Below are 18,581 nucleotides of genomic sequence, written 5' to 3'. Positions count from 1 at the left end.
ACGCCCCGCTAAAGCCAGTGCCGCGGCCAGTCGCGGCCTGCCGCATAGCGATGCCAAACAAACGTGAAGCTCGCGAGCAGCAGCGCGCCGACCAGCACCGGCGCGAGCAGGAACGTCCACGGTAGTGCGTGAGACACGACAAGCAACGGGTTGATCCCGGCAGGCGGGTGGAATGTGCCGGTCACATACATCGCCAGCACAGCGAGGCCGACTGCCATGGCGGCGGCCCAGGCATGGGGGCCGGTCAGCTTGAGCACCGCGAGCCCTACCAGCGTCGCGACGATGTGTCCGCCGACCAACGCGCGCGGCTGCGCCGGCTCGGCTTCGGGTGAGCCGATCACGAGGACGATCGAGGTCGCAAAGGGGATGATGACCAGCGGATAATGCGCAACCGCCGAGAAGAACTCCATCACACCGATGGCAATCCCCGCCCCCAGCCCGGCAACGGCGCCGGCCAGCGCATTGCGATGATTGTTGCGACGGATCGTCTTCGCTGCGCGCCGCAACCAGTCCCGATTCATGAAGCCCTATCCCAAAAGAAAAGGGGCGGCAGATTGCTCTGCCGCCCCTTCGATCTCAGTCGAAGTCGATTACTTCAGGTTGGTCATCGCGGTCAGGTCAGCCGACAGCTTGACGATGCCGGTGGCACCGCACCAGCTCGAGCCAGCGCCCGACGGGTTGATCGCGGTGAAGTTGGTGCCGGCGGCAGGAGCCGTGAAGTCCGAAGTGAAGGCGTTGCAATCACCCTTGGACAGGTTGGTGTCCGAGTAGCGCAGGTCAAGCGTGAAGACCTTGTAGGTGAAGCCGATGCCGATGTTCCAGGTGTTGTAGTCGGCGTACTTGATGCCGTTCGGGAAGGCGACGGTACCGTAGAAGGAATCCGAAGTGCCGAGCCACTGGCGACCGAACTCGCCCGAAACGTAGGAGCCGATGCCGGTCGAGCCGAACCAGGTCGACGGCGCGATCACCTTACCGGTGATCGAAGCATAGGTACCTTCGGCGCCGGTGTTCAGGAAGTTCGGTGAGTAGAACGCGTTGCCGCCCAGCGAGAAGTAGTCGTTGAAGGTGTAGTTGAGCTTGGCATAGCCTTCGTAGAAGCTTGCGTTCTTCTTGGCGACGCTGCCGTTGGGCAGCGCGACAGCGGAGAGATCACCACCGCAGAAGGCGGGGGTGTTGAAGCACTGCCCGCCCGGATAGCCGTAATAGAAGAAGCCGAAGTCGAACGCTGCTGCGCCCCAGGTCGGGCGGATACCGAAGTAGCCATCGAGTTCCATCGACGCGCGGTTCGGGAAGGCGATGCTCTCACCGGAGACACCAGCGTAGATCTGGACGTCCTTGGTGATGTTGTAGCGCGGCTCGAAATAAGCTGCGACCGAACCCTTGTTGCCGTTCGACTGGGTGATACCGCGGAACACGTAGTTGCTCATGACGGCAGCGCCGAAAGCGATGTCCCAAGGATCGTAGGCCGCCACGATCGGCGGCGCCTTCTTGTACATCTTCGCGCCCAGATCGGCTGCGGAAGCCGAGCTCATCCCCATGGCGAGCACCGCAGCAGAGGCGACAACAATCTTCTTCATGACATTCCCCATCACTTTTGAAACCAGAGGCAGTTCCGTGTCCGAAAGACGGCGAGACCGCGAAATTCATCGACTGAACGCAACTTTGAGGCGCAAAGCCGGAGTGGTGAAGGAAAAAAAACGAGCAACTGCCGCCTAAATAGGCGTTCTGACGTTTCCGTGAGAGGTTGTGGCGCGGTGTTGCAAAAGCACAACGTTTTTGGAGGGATTCCAGCCCGAAAATACCACCACGGGGAATTACCACTGACTGGGAATTGTGGATTGCCGTCCGTGGAGCGGTTAACAGCTGCCCGTCAGAGCCTCCGGGCCGACGATCACTCGAATCGCCTGCAAATTCAGGACACCCGGGCATCGGTGGAAATACGCATGCGCGACAGACCAAGCAAAAACCGCAGCGGCGAGCGCTGCGGTTTTCCGGAGTTTATTGGCGAGTCAGGAACGCGGACTTAATCCGGTTCGACTATCTGGTTTCGTCGTGATCGGGCGACGTATCGCCAGGAGATTCGATTGCCGTCGTCTCGCCTGAAGAATGCCCTTCGACCGGTGACGGATCAGGCTCCGGCGTCGCCCAGCTCGGTGTCTCAGCGATTGCCGGTGCGACCGGCTTGGGAGCGCGCGGCTTGCGCGGCGGCTTCGGCGGCAGCGCAACCGGCGCTGGAGCTTCTGTCACAGCGGGTGCGGGCGCCGTGCTCGACAACAGCGTAGAAGGAACCTTCACGGACTTCTTGGCAGCTTTCTTCGGTGTTGCTTTCTTGGCGGCCTTCTTCGGCGCCGCCTTCTTCACTGCCTTCTTGGCGGGAGCTTTCTTCGGCGCCTTCTTGGCAGACTTCTTCGCGGCTTTCTTGACAGTCTTCTTGGTGGCTTTCTTGGCCGCCTTCTTCACCGTCTTCTTGGCTGATTTCTTCGCAGCCTTCTTGGCCGCTTTCTTCACAGCCTTCTTCGCGGATTTCTTGACTGACTTCTTGGAGGACTTCTTCGCGGGTTTCGCCGCCGTCAAAAGCTTCTTCTGCTTTTTCTTGTCCTTCTTCGACTTCTTGCCTTTAGCCATCGTGGTCCTCCTGTTGGCGCCGATCCAAAAGGGACCGGCGTTTCAAGTCTTCCGCGCCAGCGCGGGGCCAGTTTAACGCGGGGCCGTTGTCACAATTAGATCAGTTCAATCCTGGCCTGGGACCGCCTGTCGCCCAATCGAGTAGCTCAATCGTATGTACGACCGGGACTGACGTCCCTCCGGCGATCTGAACCATGCAGCCGATGTTGCCGGCAGCGATGATATCCGGCTTGACCATCGCGATGTTGGCGACCTTTCGATCGCGCAACCGGCTCGCAATATCAGGCTGGAGAATGTTGTACGTCCCCGCCGAACCGCAACACAAATGGCTCTCTGGGATATCTTTCACCACGAATCCATTCTTGGAAAGCAATTCTTTGGGAGCCTGTGTGATTTTCTGCCCATGCTGCAGCGAACACGCCGAGTGATAGGCGACGACAAGGTCGCTTTGTTTGTCAGGCTTCGGCAGATCCATGGCGCTGACATACTCGCTGATATCCTTCGCCAGCGCAGAGACCTTGGCGGCCGGCGCGGCGAACTCCGGGTCCTCGCGCAGCATGTAGCCATAGTCCTTGATGACGGTTCCACAGCCGGACGCCGTGACCAGGATGGCGTCGAGACCGCCCCGATCCGCCTCCCCGAGCCAGACGCCGATATTGGCCCTGGCCCGCGCCAGCGCATCCCCGTCGCGGCCGAGATGATGGGTCAGCGCACCGCAGCACTGTTCGTCCCGGACCAGCACGACCTCGACGCCATGTCGGGTCAAAAGACTGATGGCGGCCTGGTTGATCCGCGGCGCCAGCACCTGCTGGGCGCAGCCCTGCAGGAGTGCGACCCGGCCACGGCGAGCGCCGATCGCGGGAAAAACGCTGCCACCGGACGGGCCAGCGGCGGGTAACTGCCTCGGCGCCATCGTCAGCATCGCCTTCACGCGGCTAAGCAGGTTCGGGTTGGATTGCTTGCTGGTCGAGGGCAGCAGTGCCGCCAGCGGCCGCGCCAGCCGGGCCATGGACATGCTCAGGCGAAACAGACCGGGACGCGGCAGCACCCAGGCCAGCACGTCCCGCAGCAACCGCTCGGAGAGCGGCCGGGTGTAGTCCTTCTCGATCTTGACCCGCGCCTGATCGACCAGATGCATGTAGTTCACGCCGGACGGGCAGGTCGTCATGCAGGCGAGGCAAGAGAGGCAACGATCGACATGCTTGACCACCTCCTGCGTCGGCTTCTGATCTTTCTCCAGCATCTCCTTGATCAGGTAGATGCGGCCGCGCGGACTATCGAGCTCGTCGCCGAGCAGCACATAGGTCGGACAGGTCGCCGTGCAGAATCCGCAATGCACGCATTTGCGCAGGATCTTGTCGGCCTCGGCAATATCCGGATCGGCCAGCTGGGTCGGGGTAAATTCGGTTTTCATGTCGCAAGTCCTTCAAGTACCAAGGCCACGCGACATCCGGCCGCGATTGAGAATGGTCTTCGGATCGAAACTGTGACGCACACGCTCGCCGAGCGCCGCGATGCCTTTGGGCTGCGGATGAAACACATCAATGGCACGGCGCACATCTTCCGGCGCGCGGATCAGCGTCGCATGGCCACCGGCTGCATTGACCAGCTTGCGGAGCTGCGCTGCCTGCGCATCGGCCGATGGCGGTAGTGCCGCCCAGATCAACCCACCGCCCCAGTCATAGATGACCTCGCCTTGCGAGCCCTTGGCGATAGCCTGGCCCAGCGCACCGCCCGATGCCGGCGGCGTCACGATGCGCCACACCGGCCACATCGCACGCGGACCGCTGGCCGCGAATGGCGTCACATCTCGGACATCTGCCCACAGTGCCGCGGACTGAGTGTCTTCAAGTATCTCGGCCACGCCGAATGACTTCAGCGTCGTACTCAGTGACACCGCGCGCTGCGACGCGGACGCGGTGATGCCTTCAAGGCGGATCAGCGTGACCGACTGGTCGGGCGCCGCAATCTCGCCAAGCGCCCCGTGCGTGGTGCGCAACGCCGAGCCGGGTAGATGCGCGGCACCTGAGACATCGAAGGGCGAGCCCAGTGCCGCCGTCATTGCCTTGTTGGCTGCGATATCATCGAGCCCGCGCAGCACCAGGGTGCGCTCACTCTCCGCCCGCGGCATGACCTTGAGGGTCACCTCGGTCATCACGGACAGCGTGCCCCATGCTCCGGCAAGCAGCTTGCAGACATCGTAGCCGGTGACGTTCTTCACCACGCGGCCGCCAGCCTTGTAACTGTCGCCAAAGCCGGACACCGCATGCACGCCGAGCAGATGATCGCGGGCGCCGCCGGCCTGAATGCGCCGTGGCCCGGCGAGCCCGGCCGAGATCATGCCGCCGATGGTGCCGATATCCGCCGTGCCCAGGAGCTGTGACGTGTTCATCGGCTCGAACGAAAACTGCTGATTCTTGGAATCGATCAGCGACAGCACGTCGGCCATCGGCGCGCCGGCCTGCACGGTGAGGATCAATTCGTTCGGCTCATAGGACGTCACCGCATTCAGCGCCGACAGATCGAGCACCGCATTGGTCGCAACGGGCTGGCCGATCATGCGCTTGCTGCCATGACCGATGATCTCCAGCGGCTGCTCGCTTGCAATTGCCTCGCGCACCGCCTGCTCGACGTCCTGAGCGTCGCGTACTTTCAAAATGTCCACGATAGATGCCCTACACGCTGTAGATTCCCTCCCCCCTTGCGGGGGAGGGTTAGGGAGGGGGGTAGCCACACGCTCCGGAGATTGGGGTGGGGGGGGGGGGGGGGGGGGGGGGGGGGGCCCCCCCCCCCCCCCGCGCCCCGGAATCTCGATATGCTCTATCACCGCAAGATTCCGGGTTCACGCGAGCAAGAGCTCGCGCGCCCCGGAATGACGAGTGAAGCCTAAAACCTCGGCGCCCGTTTCTCCGCGAACGCCTTCGTCCCTTCCTTGATCTCATTGCCGCGCATGCTGTCCCGCGCGCGCTGATCGGCGGCAGCCTCATCCAGTTCACCGCGGGCGAATTCGTTGATCGCCTGCTTCATGCCGCGCATGGCGATCGGGGCGTTGCCGGCCAGAACCATGGCGAGCTTGTCGACTTCCTCGTCCAGCGCCTCGGCCGGCACCATGGCGGTGAGGTAGCCGATCCGCAGCAGTTCGCTGGCTTCCAGCTTCTGCGCGGTGAGAAACAATCGCTTGGCGTTGTCGACCCCGAGCCGGCTCACATAGCGTTTGATACCGCCTTTGTAATAATGAAGGCCGAGCCGGGCGGCCGGCATGAACATCTCGCAGGTGTCGACGCCGATTCGGAAGTCACAGGCCAGTGCCATGTCGGTGGAGCCGCCATAGACGCCGCCATTGAGCCGGCAGATCGTCGGGAGCGTCAGGTCCTCCAGCCGGTTTGCCACGGCCTCAAAGGCCGATCCGGACGAACCTTCGGCCACGGGCTTGGGCGCGCTGGCAGCCCGTTCGGAGATCGCATTGAGATCGAAGCCGGCGCTGAAAGCGCGGCCGGTGCCGGTGAGCACTAGCACCCGGACGGCGCGATTCGCCTCTACGCGATCGAACAGCTGTACCAAGGTGTCCAGGTCGAGCTGGGACAGCCGGTTCAGCTTCTGGGGGCGGTTCAGGCGGATGGTGGCGCGGGGGCCGTCGATGGTCAGAATGGGGGGCGAGGACTGGTCAGATGCGGTTTCCGTCGTTTCCGACATGTTGTTCTCCTTTGGGATGCGAGCGACGGTGCCCGCACCGGCGGATCGCGTCAATCTGCGCACGACTCCGTGATTTTTGCGGGTCGCAACACGGGCTATTTTAACCAGATGGGCTATATTGCGGCTGCAAAGGCCCGGTCATTCGCGCTTCATAGTCGCGGAGGACGGTGCGGCCGTTCCTGGAAACCCGGTTTGCTCCCATGGATATGTCCTATCTCCATCACTTTGGCAGCGCCGCCGCCACGATCTTCGTGGTCGCGACCGCCACGATGCGGACGATGATTCCGCTGCGGGTGTTTGGCATCATGGCCAATGTCCTGCTAATCGCGATCTCGATCCCGACCCACAACTATCCGACCATGGCATTGCATGCGGTACTGCTGCCGCTCAACATCTACCGCCTGCGCCAGATGCTGCAATTGGTCCAGGATGTGAAAAAGTCGGTGAACTCGGACCTGTCGATGGAATGGCTGAAGCCGTTCATGACCAAGCGTCCCTGTAAGGCCGGTGAGGTGTTGTTTTACAAGGACGAGAAGGCCGAAGACATGTTCTACATCGTCAGTGGCCGTTATCGTCTCGTCGAATCCGGGATCGAATTGCCGGTCGGCGCCATTGTCGGTGAACTCGGCATGCTGTCGCCCTTGAACGAACGCACCCAGACGCTGGAATGTATCGAGCCCGGCATGGTGCTCAGCGTCAGCTACAGCCAGGTCGAAGAGCTCTACGTGCAGAATCCGGAATTCGGTTTCTTCTTCCTGCGTCTCGCCAGCGCGCGATTGTTCGAGAATATCGACAAGCTGGAAGCGCGTCTGATGAAGCAGGACGCGCCCGCATTGCCCATGGCGCCGCAGCACGCATAAGCATCAGGACGTCCCGTGGCAGGTTTCATCAACGTCATCCGCTCCACGCTCGCCGAGCTGGCGAACAGGAGCGAACCTGCAGCGCCGGTTTTGCCGGTGGGGCTGCCGGCTGCGGTGCGTCCTGTGGCGGAAGATGGCGTGGCCCTGTTGATCAACTATCAGAGCGCAGTCTACGCGCAGCTCTACAGCGACCGGCTGCGTCGCTTTGTCGGACGGCGCAACGTCAGCGACGAACTGTTTAGCGAGATTGCGCGGCTGCTCACGATGCGCATGAGCTATCACGATCCGATCCGCATCGCGCAGCTCAAGCTGCAGGAGCCCGTGATGCCCGGCCGGCCGCCCGTCGTCGACAGGCGGCGTTTTCGCCTCGACGAGTTGGTGTCGGCATTGCCGGAGATCGTCGGCGATCCCCTGATGTGGGCGCTCGAGCGCATCTATTGTGCGCATCGCACGGTGCCGATCCGTTTCAGCAAGGCGAGCATCTGGGGCATCAAGCGCCTTGAGTTCGAATCCTGGCTGCGACGTTGGCGCCTGTTGTCGACGCGTTATGAAACCGAGCGCGTCTGGGTCGAACGCTGGCTGCACATGATTGATCGGGCACTGACCAGGCAGCCGGACGCGGCAATGGCCATCGTGCAGACGGCAACCATGATCGAAGGTTACGGCACGGGCTATCGGCAGGGCATGGCCGCCTGGCATCAGATCATCGACGGACTAGCCAAGCCGGCTTTCGATGGGACGCTGGTTATCACCGACCTGGCGGATGCGATCACGCGTGCACGTGCGGTGCCGCGCGACCCGAAGGGTGACCAATTACGCAAGGCGATCGGCGAACTCCGGGCGCATGCCGTCCTGAACTAGCGAGAAAGTGGAGCGTGCGCAGTGTTTTCCCGTCCAGGCTGGCTCTGCAGGAAGCGGTGGGTTTTCGGTTCCGCGGCGTGCATTCCCGGTTTCGGAGTGTCATAAATAGGGCGAGTGATCGGGCCGGCTAAGCGGGCCAGCCTGTCGTGACCGGTGAGAGGGACGTCAGCTTGTTGTTTCCTGCAATGTCGTCGTCGATTGCTCTGGGCGGGCTCGTCGGGTGGATGCTCGTCCTCACCGTCAAGCACGTGATCGCTGATTTCCTGCTGCAAAACGCCTGGATGGCGATAGGCAAGGATCAACGGACCGGATGGGCGCTGCCGCTGCTGGCGCATTGCGCGATCCATGGCGTGCTGACAACGCTGTTCATTGCCGTTGTACAACCCAAGCTCTGGTTCCTGGGACTGGTCGACTTCGCGATCCACATCACCATCGATCGGCTCAAGGGCATCTGCGTATCGCATTTCGGTGTGACGCAGGGCCATCGCTGGTTCTGGTGGCTGATCGGCATCGATCAGGCGCTTCATCACCTGACCGACTTCTTCCTGGCCATCTTCATCGTCGCCAACAGCTGATGCGCGTTTGAACGCATCGAGTTCCAATGTGGCGGTAGCAGGGCACGGCTGCCACATTTCAAACTGTTACTCAAGAGTCGCACGCGGCCATTAAGGCTGTTGGTTAACCCTGCGTTAGGAAATTCAACCGCATCCTCATTAACGAGGAGAAACCCCATGCGGTCCAGCCGTCAAGCTTTTGAGAACGATTTTTGCCCCGTCGAGGAAGATCTGCTCGGTGCAATGTATCGTGCAAATGAAAATGGCCTGCCCCATCTCGTGGCCAGCGTTTCATCCGATGTCCGTGCGATGCTGGCCTTGTTTTGCTATCGCCGCAGTCATCTCCACGCTCTGGCGATCTCGATCGCATCGAGCTGCAGCGAGCGCGAACTGATCGAATTCGGTGGCCGCGTTGGTTCCACGCTCTACGCGCTGTCGCACGACACCGCTGTGGCGCGTCCTTCGGTGTCGGCCTATCACAACCGCAAGGCCATCACGCTGTCGACCAAGCCGCTCTCGACGCTGGCGCCGATGGATGATGATCTCGACGACGAGCTGGATGACAAGGAACTCGCTTACACCGTCACGGCGTGAGCTGACATCAACTACTCTGCGGCTGCCAGAATTGGCAGCCCGTGCCGGCGTCGCGCCATGGCGCATTCGGGATCGCCGGGCATGCAGGTCCGGCACACGTCCGGCCTCACAGCATAAATCCCGCAGGCTGTTGCCTCTCCAACCTTTCCGGTCAATGCGCTGCAGCGGTCTCCGTCGCAGCGCATTCCCGATTCACGGTCGTTGACATATTTGGCCGGGATCAGATCGAGATCGGCATCGTCCTCGATGGTGAAGCGCGGCCAGTTGCTGGAATACGAACAGCACGCACCACAGGCCTGGCATGGGCTGGCGTCGCTGATCGTGGTGGCATTGCTTGTCATGCCGCGGTTTATCGCGATCGGGCGGGTTTCACCAGCCGTGCAGATGCAGGCTTGGCTGTTTCAGGTATCCTGTGGCCGCTCCCAGCTCAGCGTCTTGCGCCATTTGCTGCGCAGCGTCTCGCGCCGTTCCGGATACTTCTCATCGAGGAAATGTGCCTCGATCGCTCGGTCGGTTCGAAAACTGCGGAAATCCTTGCGAAGCTCGCACCAAGCCGCCAGCAGCCGCACGGCTTCCAGGTAGCCCACCGCGATCGGCCAGACGATGCGCTCGCTGTCGCGACCGGCTTCGTCGCGGTAAAGCAGCCGGACCTTCTTGCCCGCATGAATATGCGCCCGCATCTGCACCATATCCATGCTGTCGGCGGTGCCGCGGAAATGCGGCCGCGCGCGGCTCGCGGGTTCCAGCACGAAGGGGCGCAAGCGCTCGGGCACGGTGTCCGCGATCTTCGCGATGAGATCCTGTGCCGCCTTGGCCAATGCCGGATCGGCGTGCCCCATCACCCATTGTGCGCCGAGCACGGCGGCTTCGATCTCGTCGGGCGTCAGCATGAGCGGCGGCATGTCGAAGCCGCGTTCGAGGATATAGCCCATGCCGGCTTCGCCGCGGATCGGGACGCGCTGTGCCATCAGCGTCGCGATGTCGCGATAGATCGTCCGCTTGGACGTTTCCAGTTCGGCGGCAATGGCGTCCGCCGTTAGCGGCTTCCGCGTGCGCCGGAGTACCTGAATGATCTGAAACAGGCGGTCTGCGCGTCTCATCGTCGTCTCTCTGTCCGTGTTGGTCCGCTGTCGATGCTGACAGCATGTTGGCAGCAGGGGGCAGTCATACAGGACCCAGGTTCAAACGAACGAAGGATTCTGCAATGACCGCTTTCGATAGCCTCGAGGCATTTTCGCATGATGACCGGCTCTGGCGCATCCGGGCATGGCTGCTGGAACGCGCCATTCTCGTCCTGTCGGGCGACCTCCGCTGGGCCCTGATCGGGCTCGGCTGGCGCATGGTTTCCACCGCGGCGGTCCAGACGCGTGTCTGGGTCGCCGGCGCGACCCGGCGTGACGGCTGCTGACACCACGGTGGCAGCAGCGACTGCCTAGTCTCTTGTCCCTATCACTTGGAGAAACCACATGATCGTCCTTCACGGCGCAGGTGCAGGCTTTGGCCTGCCGGAAATCAGCCCTTTCGTTACCAAGACGGAAGTCCAGCTCAAGATGGCCGGCTTGCCCTATGAGAAGCAACCGGCACGGCCGCAGGATTCGCCGAAAGGGCAGATGCCCTATATCGATGACGGCGCTGAGTGCATTGCCGACTCCACCTTTATCCGCGCCTATATCGAACGCAAATATGACGTCGATTTCGATAGGGGTCTCGATCTCGCCCAGCGCGCTCAGGCCTGGGCGATCGAGCGGATGATCGAGCATCACCTCTACTGGTCGCTGGTCGGCGTGCGCTGGGTCGATGCCGATAATTTCGCCAAGGGACCGTCGCATTTCTTCGACGGCATTCCCGAAGGGCAGCGCGACGAGATTCGTGCATCCGCGCGCAAATCCGTCATTCAGAACCATCTGGCGAATGGCCTCGGCCGGCATCCTGCCGATGAGGCGCTGCAACTCGCGGATCGTTCGCTGATGGCTCTGTCGGTCCTGCTGGCCGGGAAGTCTCACTTGATGAGCAACCGCCCGGCCGGTGTCGATGCGACCGCATTCGGCGTTCTGGCCGGGATCCTGTCGCCGTTGTTTCCGTCGCCCCTGCAGCGTCAGTTGCACCGCTATGGCAACCTCGTCACCTACGTGGATCGGATGATGGCAGAGTATTATCCCGAACACGTCTGGCAGTGCAGCGTCGCTGCCTGAGGCTGTGTCGCCTTCAATGCGGCGACGCTGCCCCCTTCAGCGTCGCCAGTTCTGCTTCCAACTCCGCAATTCGCGCATCGCGCGCTGCCAGTACTGCTGCAACATCGGCGGCATCGAACTTCTGCGGGATATGTTGCGGGCAATTGGTGTCCCACGCGGCGATCGTGAACAGGATCACTTGTTCCGGCTTGGCACGATAACCTTGCGGCATTAGCGACGCCAGCAGCGCCGGATCGTCCTCGACCACCCGCGCGGTGCCCCAGAGCTTGACGCGTCGGCGATGTGCATAATCCATGATGAAGATGTTGGCCTTGGGATTCTCGGCGAGATTGCCCTGGGTGATGTATTGCCGATTGCCGCTATAGTCCGCAAAGGCCAGCGTCTGCTTGTCGAGGATCTTCACGAAGCCCTTCGGCCCGCCGCGATGTTGCATATAAGGCTGACCGTCAGCGCTGGCGGTAGCCAGAAAGAAGCTGTTCGCCTCGGCGAGAAACGCTGCGAGATTGTCGTCGATCTCGGTGCGCCAGCCGCCGTTTTCCTCGACATGCGCATAGCTGGAACGCGACCCCTTGCGCGTCTGGATCGCCTTGACGGTCGGCGTGAAGGCAATGTCGCTGGAAGAGGTGTGGATGTCTGACATGACTTACTCCCTGATTGGAGCTTGGGACGGGATGCGTTCCCGCCGCCCCAAGTTGGCTATTTCCTCGCACAAGAACAATCATCGGAATTGACACTTCATTATTGCTGGATATGAAATGGTTCGATGGATCGCATCGAAGCCATGACCGTCTTCGTCGCCGTGGCGGACCTGCAGGGGTTTGCGCCTGCGGCCCGCAAGCTCGGACTCTCCGCGTCGGCGGTCACCCGCATGGTGGCGGCGCTGGAGGAGCGCCTTGGCGCCCGCCTGCTGCAGCGGACCACGCGCTCGGTGATGCTGACCGATGTCGGCGTGCGCTATTTGGAACGAGCGCGCCAGATTCTCGCGGATATCGAGGAAGCCGAGTGCTCCGCGCAGGCCGAACGGGCGCGGCCGACCGGGCGTCTGGTCGTCTCGGCGCCAGTCGGCTTCGGGCGGCTGCATGTGACGCCGCTGATCTCGGCCTATCTGCAGCGCTATCCCGATGTCTCGGGTGAATTGCGGCTGACCGATCGCATGGTCGGCCTGGTCGAGGACGGCATCGATGTCGCGGTGCGGATCGGCGATCTCGCCGATTCCAGCCTCGTGGCGCGCAACCTCGGCACCATGTCGCGCATCGTGGTGGCGTCGCCGGATTATCTGGCGCAGCGCGGCCAGCCGACGGCACCGGAGGATATCGCAAAGCACGACACGATCCAGTTCGGTTCGATCGCGTCAGCGCCGGAATGGCGCTTCGTGCGTGATGGCCGGGATGTTCGCATCACGCATACGCCGCGCTTCACCACCGATGTCGCCGATGCCGCCATCTGGCACGCCGAGCACGGTGGCGGCCTGACTCGCGTGCTGGCCTATCAGGCTGCGGAGGGGCTGGAGGCGGGACGGCTGAAGCGCGTGCTGACGAAGTTCGAGCCGCCGGTGGTGCCGATCCACATCGTCTATCCGACGTCGCGGTTGCTATCGGCTAAAGTGCGCGTCTTCATCGACCTCGCCGCCGAAACCTGCCAGTGGGATTTCAGCAAGCGATAGCCATCGCTACGTTTTTGGTGGCGCGACGCTGAACGTGCCGTTGGCCCGGGCGCACGGCTCGCCGTCTGCCGTGATTAGTGCCTGCGCAAAGCAGAGACGCTTGCCGGTCTTGATGACCTCAGTCTCGATCTGCAGCCATTGCCCGATCTGCGCGGAACCGAGAAAATCGGCGGACAGATTAATAGTCACCAACCGTGTGCCGCCGCCGAGTACATGCCCGCAACTTAGGCCCATCGCATTGTCGGCCAGCGCCGTGATCAGCCCGCCATGCGCCATGCGGCGTGAATTGGTATGCGCTTCAGCAATGCGGAGGCCGAGGATGACATTGGTCTCCGTCACCTTTGAATAGATCGGTTCCCACGGCGTGGTGAGGGGGCTCTTGCGATAGTGTGGCGCGAAGCCGTGGGGGGTAGCGGTGTCGGTCATGGCACATCCATCTGGATTGTTTGCGCCATAGAAGCGAAAGCACGCGCAAAGGACAGGCCAACAAAGTTTCAAACAACCTTTTCCGGCCGTTCAAAACAACGCGGCGCCTACGATCCTAATACGGCAGTCCCACATAATTTTCCGCCAGCGACGCTGTCGCGACATCCGAATGTACGACATAATCCAGCTCGGCCTGCTGCAGCTTGGTGCCGAAACCGTCATTGTCGGGGAAGCGATGCATCATCGAGGTCATCCACCACGAGAAACGCACCGCTTTCCACACGCGCTTCAGCGCGATGGCCGAATAGAAGTCGAGGCCGCTCGAGGATTTCTCATCGTAGAATTCGCGTAGCGCCATCGACAGGTAATGGACGTCGGAGGCCGCGAGGTTGAGCCCCTTGGCGCCGGTCGGCGGCACGATGTGGGCGGCGTCGCCGGCCAAAAAGAGCCTTCCGAAGCGCATCGGTTCCGCGACAAAACTACGCAGCGGCGCGATACTCTTCTCCAGCGATGGGCCGGTGATGAGGCTTTCGGCGGCCTCCGTGTCGAGGCGACGGCGCAACTCGTCCCAGAACATGTCGTCGGTCCAGCTCTCGACTTTTTCGTCGAGGGAGCACTGGACGTAATATCGGCTGCGCGTCATCGAGCGCATCGAGCACAGCGCGAAGCCGCGTTCGTGATTGGCGTAGATCAGCTCATGCGACACTGGCGGCGTATCCGAGAGCAGGCCGAGCCAGCCGAACGGATAGACGCGCTCGAAAGTCTGCATGGCGGACGCCGGAACGCTCTGGCGCGAGACGCCGTGGAACCCATCACAGCCGGCAATGAAATCGCAGGCGATCTCGTGGCTTACGCCGTCCTTGACGTAGCGGACGCGGGGGCTTGTGCCGTCGAAATCGTGCAGCGAGACATTGTCGGCGTCATAGACCGTGGTCAGCCCGGCCTTGTCGCGGGCGTCCATCAGGTCGCGGGTGACTTCGGTCTGGCCGTAGACGGTAACGACCTTACCGCCGGATGCCTTCTTCAGGTCGAGGCGGTGGCGAATTCCGCCGAATAGAAGTTCGATCCCGTCATGGATCAGGCCTTCGTGATGCAGGCGCTCGGTAATCCCCAGCTTTTCCAGCAGGCCAACGGTGCCCTGTTCGAGCACGCCGGCGCGGATGCGGGCGAGGACATAGTCCCGATCCTTGCGCTCCAGAATGACGTTATCGATCCCATAGGCATGCAATAGTTGCCCTAGCAACATTCCAGCCGGACCAGCTCCAATGATGGCAACTTTTGTTCGCAACGCTTGCTCCCGCGGTTGATATAGGCTCTGTCGTCCGACTGAGTTGACAAGTCAAGCGGGGTCGCGACACTGGCTCCGCAACGCGTGCTATCGCACCGCTTGCAAGGATGATTATAACATATAACAATATTCGCAAAGGGCCATTCAAGGTCCGGTGAACAGGTTCGTGAGAACACGTCCAAACGGGCGTAGAGGGAGAGACGTCGATGAAAAGGGCAATCTTTGCATTGCTGGCGGCTGGCTGTCTGACGACTGCAATGAGCCCGGCGCAGGCGCAAGACAAAACCGTCAATATGAAAGTATCGCTGTGGGTGCCGCCGGCGCATCCGCTGGTGCCGGCCACACAGGCCTGGGCGGCCGATATCGAGAAGGCCTCGGGCGGCAGCATCAAGATGTCGGTATTCCCCTCCGAACAGCTCGGCAAGGCGTTCGACCATTACGACATGGCGCGCGATGGTATCGCCGATATCACCTATGTGAATCCCGGCTATCAGCCCGGCCGTTTCCCCATCGTGGCCGCGGGCCAGCTGCCCTTCGTGTTCTCGGACGGCAAGAAGGGCACCCTCGCGCTCAACGAGTGGTATCAGAAATACGCCAAGACCGAGATGAAGGACACGAAGCTGTGCTTCGCTTTCATCCACGATCCCGGATCGATCCACGGCAAGAAGAAGATCGTAGTGCCGTCAGACCTCAACGGCGTGAAGGTCCGCCCGGCGCAGAGCACCATCGGCGAAATGGTCAAGCTGTTCGGCGGAACCAATGTGCAGGCCTCGGCGCCGGAATCGCGCGATGCGATCGAGCGCGGCGTTGCTGACGAGATCGCGTTCCCGTGGGGCTCGATCTTCCTGTTCGGTATCGACAAGGTGGTGAAGTATCACATCGACGTGCCGCTCTATTCGACGGTGTTCACCTACAACATCAACCTCGCCAAGTATAATTCCATGTCCGCAGCGCAGAAGAAGATCATCGACGATCACTGCACACCGGAATGGGCCTCCAAGGTCACCGATCCCTGGGTCGACTTCGAAGCCAATGGCCGCACCAAGATGAAGGCGCTGCCGGATCACGAAGTCTACAAGCTGGCGCCCGAGCAGCTCGCCGAGTGGAAGAAGGGCGTTCAACCGCTCAACGCCGCCTGGGCTGCGGCCGTGAAGAAGGCCGGCGGCGATGCCGATGCCATCGACGCCGACCTCAAGGCGATGCTGAAGAAGCACGACGCGGGGCTGTAGCTTTCCGCCGAGTCCGTTGATCGCATGGACCTCTCACCACGTCATGGCCGGGCTTGACCCGGCCATCCACTTTCCTTCGCCACCCAGAAGATGAATGCCCGAGTCATCTAGTGAAGTTCGCTTCGCGCTGCCCGGGCATGACGATCGAGAGGGCGGAGGCTGGCTTCTCCTCTTGAGCATTGTGACATCGACGATGACCGCCACGTCCGAAATCTCCCAATCCAGCGCCCTCGGCATTCCGCCGGAGCCGCCCCGCAAGAACGTGATGGATCGCTTTATCGATTCCATCGAGTGGATTGCCGCGTTCTTCGTCGGTATCGTCGCGCTGAATACCTTCATCGCGGTGTTCATGCGCAAATTCTTCGCAGTCACGATCCCCGATTATTACAATATCGGCCAGTTCATGCTTGGCGTGCTGATCTTCTGGGGCATCGCAGCGACGTCCTATCGCGGCGCGCACATCACCGTCGATCTGGTCTGGGCCAATGCTACGCCAAAGTATCAGCGCTGGATCGACGTGTTCGCAACCTTGGTGCTGCTGTTCGTCGTGACCGTGCAGACCTACACGCTGTTCGACAAGGTGGTGGACACTTATTCGAGCCACATCGTCACCATGGATCTGCAACTGCCGGTCTGGCCGTTCTTCCTGCTGTCATGGATCGGCGACGTTTCGGCGGTGCTGTTGATCGCGATCCGCACTTACAGGCTGATCTTCCATCCGGAAGAGATGCATGAACCCGAAATCAAGACGGCAGAGTAAATCGCATGGATCTCAGTAACGAAGCGGTTGCCGTCATCGGCTTTGTCAGCCTGTTCGTGTTGATGCTGTTGCGCGTGCCGGTGGGTATGGCAATGGGGCTCGTGGGCATCACGGGCTTCGGCTATCTCACTGGTTTTGCGCCAGCGCTGAAACTGGTCGGCCAGACTACCATGCGGACGGTGACGGACTATTCCTTTGGCGTGATCCCGATGTTCCTCCTGATGGGCGCCTTCGTCTCGGTGTCGGGTATCAGCCGTGAACTGTTTCGCGCGGCCAACACCTTTGTTGGCCACTGGAAAGGTGGGCTGGGCATCGCGACTATCGCCGCCTGCGGCGGCTTCGCTGCGATCTCCGGCTCGTCGGTGGCGACGGCTGCGACATTCTCCGCCGTTGCCTATCCGGAAATGCGCCGTTTCAATTATCCGCAGAGCTTCGCCACAGGCGTCATCGCCGTGGGCGGCACGCTCGGCGCGATGCTGCCGCCGTCCACGGTATTGGCAGTTTACGGCATTATTACCCAGCAAGACATAGGCAAGCTGTTCATCGCCGGCATCGTGCCGGGCCTGCTCGCTATCGTCATGCACATGATAACCATTGCGATCATCGGCGTGGTCAAGCCGGGCTTCTTGCCGGCTGGCCCGAAAGCCTCGTGGCGCGAGCGCGCCGCGGCGATCCGCGATGTCTGGTCGCCATTGTTGCTGTTCGTCTTCGTGATTGGCGGCCTTTATGGCGGCTTCTTCATCCCGACCGAAGCCGGTGCGGTCGGCGCGGTCGGCGCCTTCATCATCGGCGTGTTGCGCGGCAAGCTGAACAAGGACGGTATCCTGCAGTCACTACTGCAAGCGACGCGGACCGCGGCCGCCGTGTTCACCGTGCTCATCGGTGCGCTGTGCTTTGGCTATTTTCTCACCATTACCCAGACCCCGCAGCACGTCACCGAGTTCCTCACCGGCCTCGGCATCGGCCCCTACGGCGTGCTGGCGCTGATCCTCCTGATGTATCTGGTGCTGGGCTGCCTGATGGATGCCATGGCCATGGTGATCCTCACCGTGCCGATCGTGTTTCCGGTGATCATGGCGCTTGGTTTCGATCCGATCTGGTTCGGCATCGTCATCGTCATGACCGTCGAGCTCGGCCTGATTCATCCGCCGGTCGGCATGAACGTGTTCGTCATCAAGAGTGTGATCAAGGACGTCAGCATGTCGACGATATTCAAAGGCGTGCTGCCATTCGTGGTTACCGACCTGATCCGTCTCGTGCTGCTGATCCTGTTCCCGCTGATTGCCACCTGGCTGCCGATGCGGATGATCGGGTGATGTTGTGACCACACCGCAGCTTGCGACGAAATATGTCTTCAGCCTGTCGATCAAGGTTGGCACGCCGATCGTGGCCGGTGATCTCGGATATGGCATCCGTCGCGTCATTCCGGTCCTTGACGGCACTGTGCAGGGCGAGGGCATCAAGGGTACGATCCATTCGGGCGGCGCCGATTTTCAGATTATCCGTCCGGATGGCTTCACCGAGCTGGAAGCGAAATATACGTTCGAACTCGATGACGGCGCCGTGGTCTATATTGAGAATATCGGTGTCCGCTTCGGGCCGAAAGAAGCACTCGACCGCATCGCTCGGGGCGAGGCGGTCGATCCCGCGCTGATCTACTTCCGCTCGGTGCCGAAATTCGAGACAGGGCATCCCAGCTATCGGTGGCTGATGCAGAACCTGTTCATCGGCGTCGGCGCACGGCATCCCGATCGCGTCGAACTCGCGGTGCATCAGGTGCTGTAGGGCTCCATCCTCTCCGCTGTCATTGCGAGGAGCGAAGCGACGCGGCAATCC

Annotated in this window: 22 protein-coding genes; 11 read left to right on the top strand and 11 right to left on the bottom strand. The window is 61.6% G+C overall.

What is annotated here, in order from left to right:
* Window positions 1–8: 8 nt before the first annotated feature.
* The 6 genes from AB8B02_RS01170 to AB8B02_RS01145 all read right to left on the bottom strand — a co-directional run bounded on the left by AB8B02_RS01170 (window position 9) and on the right by AB8B02_RS01145 (window position 6,318).
* Window positions 9–521 carry an HPP family protein gene (locus AB8B02_RS01170; RefSeq protein WP_089261937.1) on the bottom strand — a complete coding sequence of 171 codons (513 nt, stop codon included), beginning with the start codon at window positions 519–521 and terminating at the stop codon, window positions 9–11.
* A gap of 69 nt (window positions 522–590) precedes the next feature.
* Complete coding sequence (locus AB8B02_RS01165; RefSeq protein ID WP_089261939.1) at window positions 591–1,577, bottom strand: TorF family putative porin; 987 nt, start codon at window positions 1,575–1,577, stop codon at window positions 591–593.
* Window positions 1,578–2,037: 460 nt separating this feature from the next.
* On the bottom strand, window positions 2,038–2,625 hold the full coding sequence (locus AB8B02_RS01160) for a hypothetical protein (RefSeq protein WP_120288545.1): 588 nt from the start codon (window positions 2,623–2,625) through the stop codon (window positions 2,038–2,040).
* Between the two features lie 100 nt (window positions 2,626–2,725).
* Window positions 2,726–4,039: a glycolate oxidase subunit GlcF gene (gene glcF, locus AB8B02_RS01155; protein ID WP_120288544.1), complete on the bottom strand. Its 1,314-nt coding sequence runs from the start codon at window positions 4,037–4,039 to the stop codon at window positions 2,726–2,728.
* Between the two features lie 12 nt (window positions 4,040–4,051).
* Complete coding sequence (locus AB8B02_RS01150; RefSeq protein WP_439062883.1) at window positions 4,052–5,290, bottom strand: FAD-binding protein; 1,239 nt, start codon at window positions 5,288–5,290, stop codon at window positions 4,052–4,054.
* Window positions 5,291–5,511: 221 nt separating this feature from the next.
* Window positions 5,512–6,318 carry an enoyl-CoA hydratase/isomerase family protein gene (locus AB8B02_RS01145; RefSeq protein ID WP_089265728.1) on the bottom strand — a complete coding sequence of 269 codons (807 nt, stop codon included), beginning with the start codon at window positions 6,316–6,318 and terminating at the stop codon, window positions 5,512–5,514.
* A 200-nt stretch (window positions 6,319–6,518) separates the two neighbouring features.
* Between AB8B02_RS01145 and AB8B02_RS01140 the strand changes: the two genes are divergently transcribed.
* The 4 genes from AB8B02_RS01140 (at window position 6,519) to AB8B02_RS01125 (ending at window position 9,187) form a co-directional block, all read left to right on the top strand.
* A complete protein-coding gene (locus AB8B02_RS01140; protein ID WP_089265467.1) occupies window positions 6,519–7,178 on the top strand; it encodes a Crp/Fnr family transcriptional regulator in 660 nt (219 codons plus the stop codon).
* A 15-nt stretch (window positions 7,179–7,193) separates the two neighbouring features.
* Window positions 7,194–8,039 (top strand): DUF6537 domain-containing protein, encoded by an 846-nt coding sequence (locus AB8B02_RS01135; RefSeq protein WP_089265466.1) that lies wholly within the window; start codon window positions 7,194–7,196, stop codon window positions 8,037–8,039.
* Between the two features lie 170 nt (window positions 8,040–8,209).
* On the top strand, window positions 8,210–8,614 hold the full coding sequence (locus AB8B02_RS01130; RefSeq protein ID WP_068735395.1) for a DUF3307 domain-containing protein: 405 nt from the start codon (window positions 8,210–8,212) through the stop codon (window positions 8,612–8,614).
* Between the two features lie 156 nt (window positions 8,615–8,770).
* Window positions 8,771–9,187 (top strand): hypothetical protein, encoded by a 417-nt coding sequence (locus AB8B02_RS01125; protein ID WP_089265465.1) that lies wholly within the window; start codon window positions 8,771–8,773, stop codon window positions 9,185–9,187.
* Window positions 9,188–9,198: 11 nt separating this feature from the next.
* Here the strand turns inward: AB8B02_RS01125 and AB8B02_RS01120 are convergent, their stop codons facing one another.
* Together AB8B02_RS01120 and AB8B02_RS01115 are read right to left on the bottom strand one after the other, a co-directional pair.
* Entirely contained in the window at window positions 9,199–9,528 is a 330-nt protein-coding gene (locus AB8B02_RS01120) for a YkgJ family cysteine cluster protein (RefSeq protein ID WP_089265464.1), read from the bottom strand.
* Window positions 9,529–9,588: 60 nt separating this feature from the next.
* Window positions 9,589–10,287, bottom strand: a complete 699-nt coding sequence (locus AB8B02_RS01115; protein WP_089265463.1) for a helix-turn-helix transcriptional regulator — start codon at window positions 10,285–10,287, stop codon at window positions 9,589–9,591.
* A 104-nt stretch (window positions 10,288–10,391) separates the two neighbouring features.
* Here AB8B02_RS01115 and AB8B02_RS01110 point away from each other — a divergent pair, with 104 nt between their 5' ends.
* Both AB8B02_RS01110 and AB8B02_RS01105 read left to right on the top strand, forming a co-directional pair.
* Window positions 10,392–10,595, top strand: coding sequence for a hypothetical protein (locus AB8B02_RS01110; protein WP_089265462.1), 204 nt, complete (start codon window positions 10,392–10,394; stop codon window positions 10,593–10,595).
* Between the two features lie 58 nt (window positions 10,596–10,653).
* A complete protein-coding gene (locus AB8B02_RS01105) occupies window positions 10,654–11,379 on the top strand; it encodes a glutathione S-transferase family protein (RefSeq protein WP_089265461.1) in 726 nt (241 codons plus the stop codon).
* A 13-nt stretch (window positions 11,380–11,392) separates the two neighbouring features.
* Here the strand turns inward: AB8B02_RS01105 and AB8B02_RS01100 are convergent, their stop codons facing one another.
* Complete coding sequence (locus AB8B02_RS01100) at window positions 11,393–12,019, bottom strand: pyridoxamine 5'-phosphate oxidase family protein (RefSeq protein ID WP_089265460.1); 627 nt, start codon at window positions 12,017–12,019, stop codon at window positions 11,393–11,395.
* A gap of 123 nt (window positions 12,020–12,142) precedes the next feature.
* On the opposite strand from AB8B02_RS01100, the gene AB8B02_RS01095 reads away from it, so the two are divergent.
* Complete coding sequence (locus tag AB8B02_RS01095) at window positions 12,143–13,042, top strand: LysR family transcriptional regulator (RefSeq protein WP_439062882.1); 900 nt, start codon at window positions 12,143–12,145, stop codon at window positions 13,040–13,042.
* Window positions 13,043–13,048: 6 nt separating this feature from the next.
* Here AB8B02_RS01095 and AB8B02_RS01090 read toward each other — a convergent pair whose 3' ends face one another.
* Both AB8B02_RS01090 and pobA read right to left on the bottom strand, forming a co-directional pair.
* Window positions 13,049–13,468, bottom strand: coding sequence for a PaaI family thioesterase (locus AB8B02_RS01090; protein WP_439062881.1), 420 nt, complete (start codon window positions 13,466–13,468; stop codon window positions 13,049–13,051).
* Window positions 13,469–13,583: 115 nt separating this feature from the next.
* Window positions 13,584–14,756: a 4-hydroxybenzoate 3-monooxygenase gene (pobA, locus tag AB8B02_RS01085; RefSeq protein WP_231079691.1), complete on the bottom strand. Its 1,173-nt coding sequence runs from the start codon at window positions 14,754–14,756 to the stop codon at window positions 13,584–13,586.
* Between the two features lie 206 nt (window positions 14,757–14,962).
* On the opposite strand from pobA, the gene AB8B02_RS01080 reads away from it, so the two are divergent.
* The 4 genes from AB8B02_RS01080 (at window position 14,963) to AB8B02_RS01065 (ending at window position 18,530) form a co-directional block, all read left to right on the top strand.
* Complete coding sequence (locus AB8B02_RS01080; protein WP_439062880.1) at window positions 14,963–15,985, top strand: TRAP transporter substrate-binding protein; 1,023 nt, start codon at window positions 14,963–14,965, stop codon at window positions 15,983–15,985.
* A gap of 265 nt (window positions 15,986–16,250) precedes the next feature.
* A complete protein-coding gene (locus tag AB8B02_RS01075) occupies window positions 16,251–16,745 on the top strand; it encodes a TRAP transporter small permease (protein ID WP_439064565.1) in 495 nt (164 codons plus the stop codon).
* Window positions 16,746–16,750: 5 nt separating this feature from the next.
* On the top strand, window positions 16,751–18,061 hold the full coding sequence (locus AB8B02_RS01070; RefSeq protein ID WP_089265454.1) for a TRAP transporter large permease: 1,311 nt from the start codon (window positions 16,751–16,753) through the stop codon (window positions 18,059–18,061).
* A gap of 4 nt (window positions 18,062–18,065) precedes the next feature.
* Entirely contained in the window at window positions 18,066–18,530 is a 465-nt protein-coding gene (locus AB8B02_RS01065) for a DUF3237 domain-containing protein (protein ID WP_439062879.1), read from the top strand.
* Window positions 18,531–18,581: the final 51 nt, after the last annotated feature.

Source organism: Tardiphaga sp. 862_B3_N4_1, from assembly GCF_051811085.1.
Taxonomy (GTDB): domain Bacteria; phylum Pseudomonadota; class Alphaproteobacteria; order Rhizobiales; family Xanthobacteraceae; genus Tardiphaga; species Tardiphaga robiniae.
Note: the sequence above shows the minus strand (reverse complement) of the source record. Positions and strands in the feature narration are given on the sequence as shown.

Coding starts and splice junctions, on each gene's coding strand:
- AB8B02_RS01145 (WP_089265728.1), bottom strand. CDS start 6,318: ATGTCGGAAACGACGGAAACCGCATCTGACCAGTCCTCGCCCCCCATT.
- glcF (WP_120288544.1), bottom strand. CDS start 4,039: ATGAAAACCGAATTTACCCCGACCCAGCTGGCCGATCCGGATATTGCC.
- AB8B02_RS01075 (WP_439064565.1), top strand. CDS start 16,251: ATGGATCGCTTTATCGATTCCATCGAGTGGATTGCCGCGTTCTTCGTC.
- AB8B02_RS01120 (WP_089265464.1), bottom strand. CDS start 9,528: ATGACAAGCAATGCCACCACGATCAGCGACGCCAGCCCATGCCAGGCC.
- AB8B02_RS01090 (WP_439062881.1), bottom strand. CDS start 13,468: ATGACCGACACCGCTACCCCCCACGGCTTCGCGCCACACTATCGCAAG.
- AB8B02_RS01125 (WP_089265465.1), top strand. CDS start 8,771: ATGCGGTCCAGCCGTCAAGCTTTTGAGAACGATTTTTGCCCCGTCGAG.
- AB8B02_RS01160 (WP_120288545.1), bottom strand. CDS start 2,625: ATGGCTAAAGGCAAGAAGTCGAAGAAGGACAAGAAAAAGCAGAAGAAG.
- AB8B02_RS01170 (WP_089261937.1), bottom strand. CDS start 521: ATGAATCGGGACTGGTTGCGGCGCGCAGCGAAGACGATCCGTCGCAAC.
- AB8B02_RS01140 (WP_089265467.1), top strand. CDS start 6,519: ATGGATATGTCCTATCTCCATCACTTTGGCAGCGCCGCCGCCACGATC.
- AB8B02_RS01100 (WP_089265460.1), bottom strand. CDS start 12,019: ATGTCAGACATCCACACCTCTTCCAGCGACATTGCCTTCACGCCGACC.
- AB8B02_RS01105 (WP_089265461.1), top strand. CDS start 10,654: ATGATCGTCCTTCACGGCGCAGGTGCAGGCTTTGGCCTGCCGGAAATC.
- AB8B02_RS01070 (WP_089265454.1), top strand. CDS start 16,751: ATGGATCTCAGTAACGAAGCGGTTGCCGTCATCGGCTTTGTCAGCCTG.
- AB8B02_RS01095 (WP_439062882.1), top strand. CDS start 12,143: ATGGATCGCATCGAAGCCATGACCGTCTTCGTCGCCGTGGCGGACCTG.
- AB8B02_RS01165 (WP_089261939.1), bottom strand. CDS start 1,577: ATGAAGAAGATTGTTGTCGCCTCTGCTGCGGTGCTCGCCATGGGGATG.
- AB8B02_RS01110 (WP_089265462.1), top strand. CDS start 10,392: ATGACCGCTTTCGATAGCCTCGAGGCATTTTCGCATGATGACCGGCTC.
- AB8B02_RS01080 (WP_439062880.1), top strand. CDS start 14,963: ATGAAAAGGGCAATCTTTGCATTGCTGGCGGCTGGCTGTCTGACGACT.
- AB8B02_RS01115 (WP_089265463.1), bottom strand. CDS start 10,287: ATGAGACGCGCAGACCGCCTGTTTCAGATCATTCAGGTACTCCGGCGC.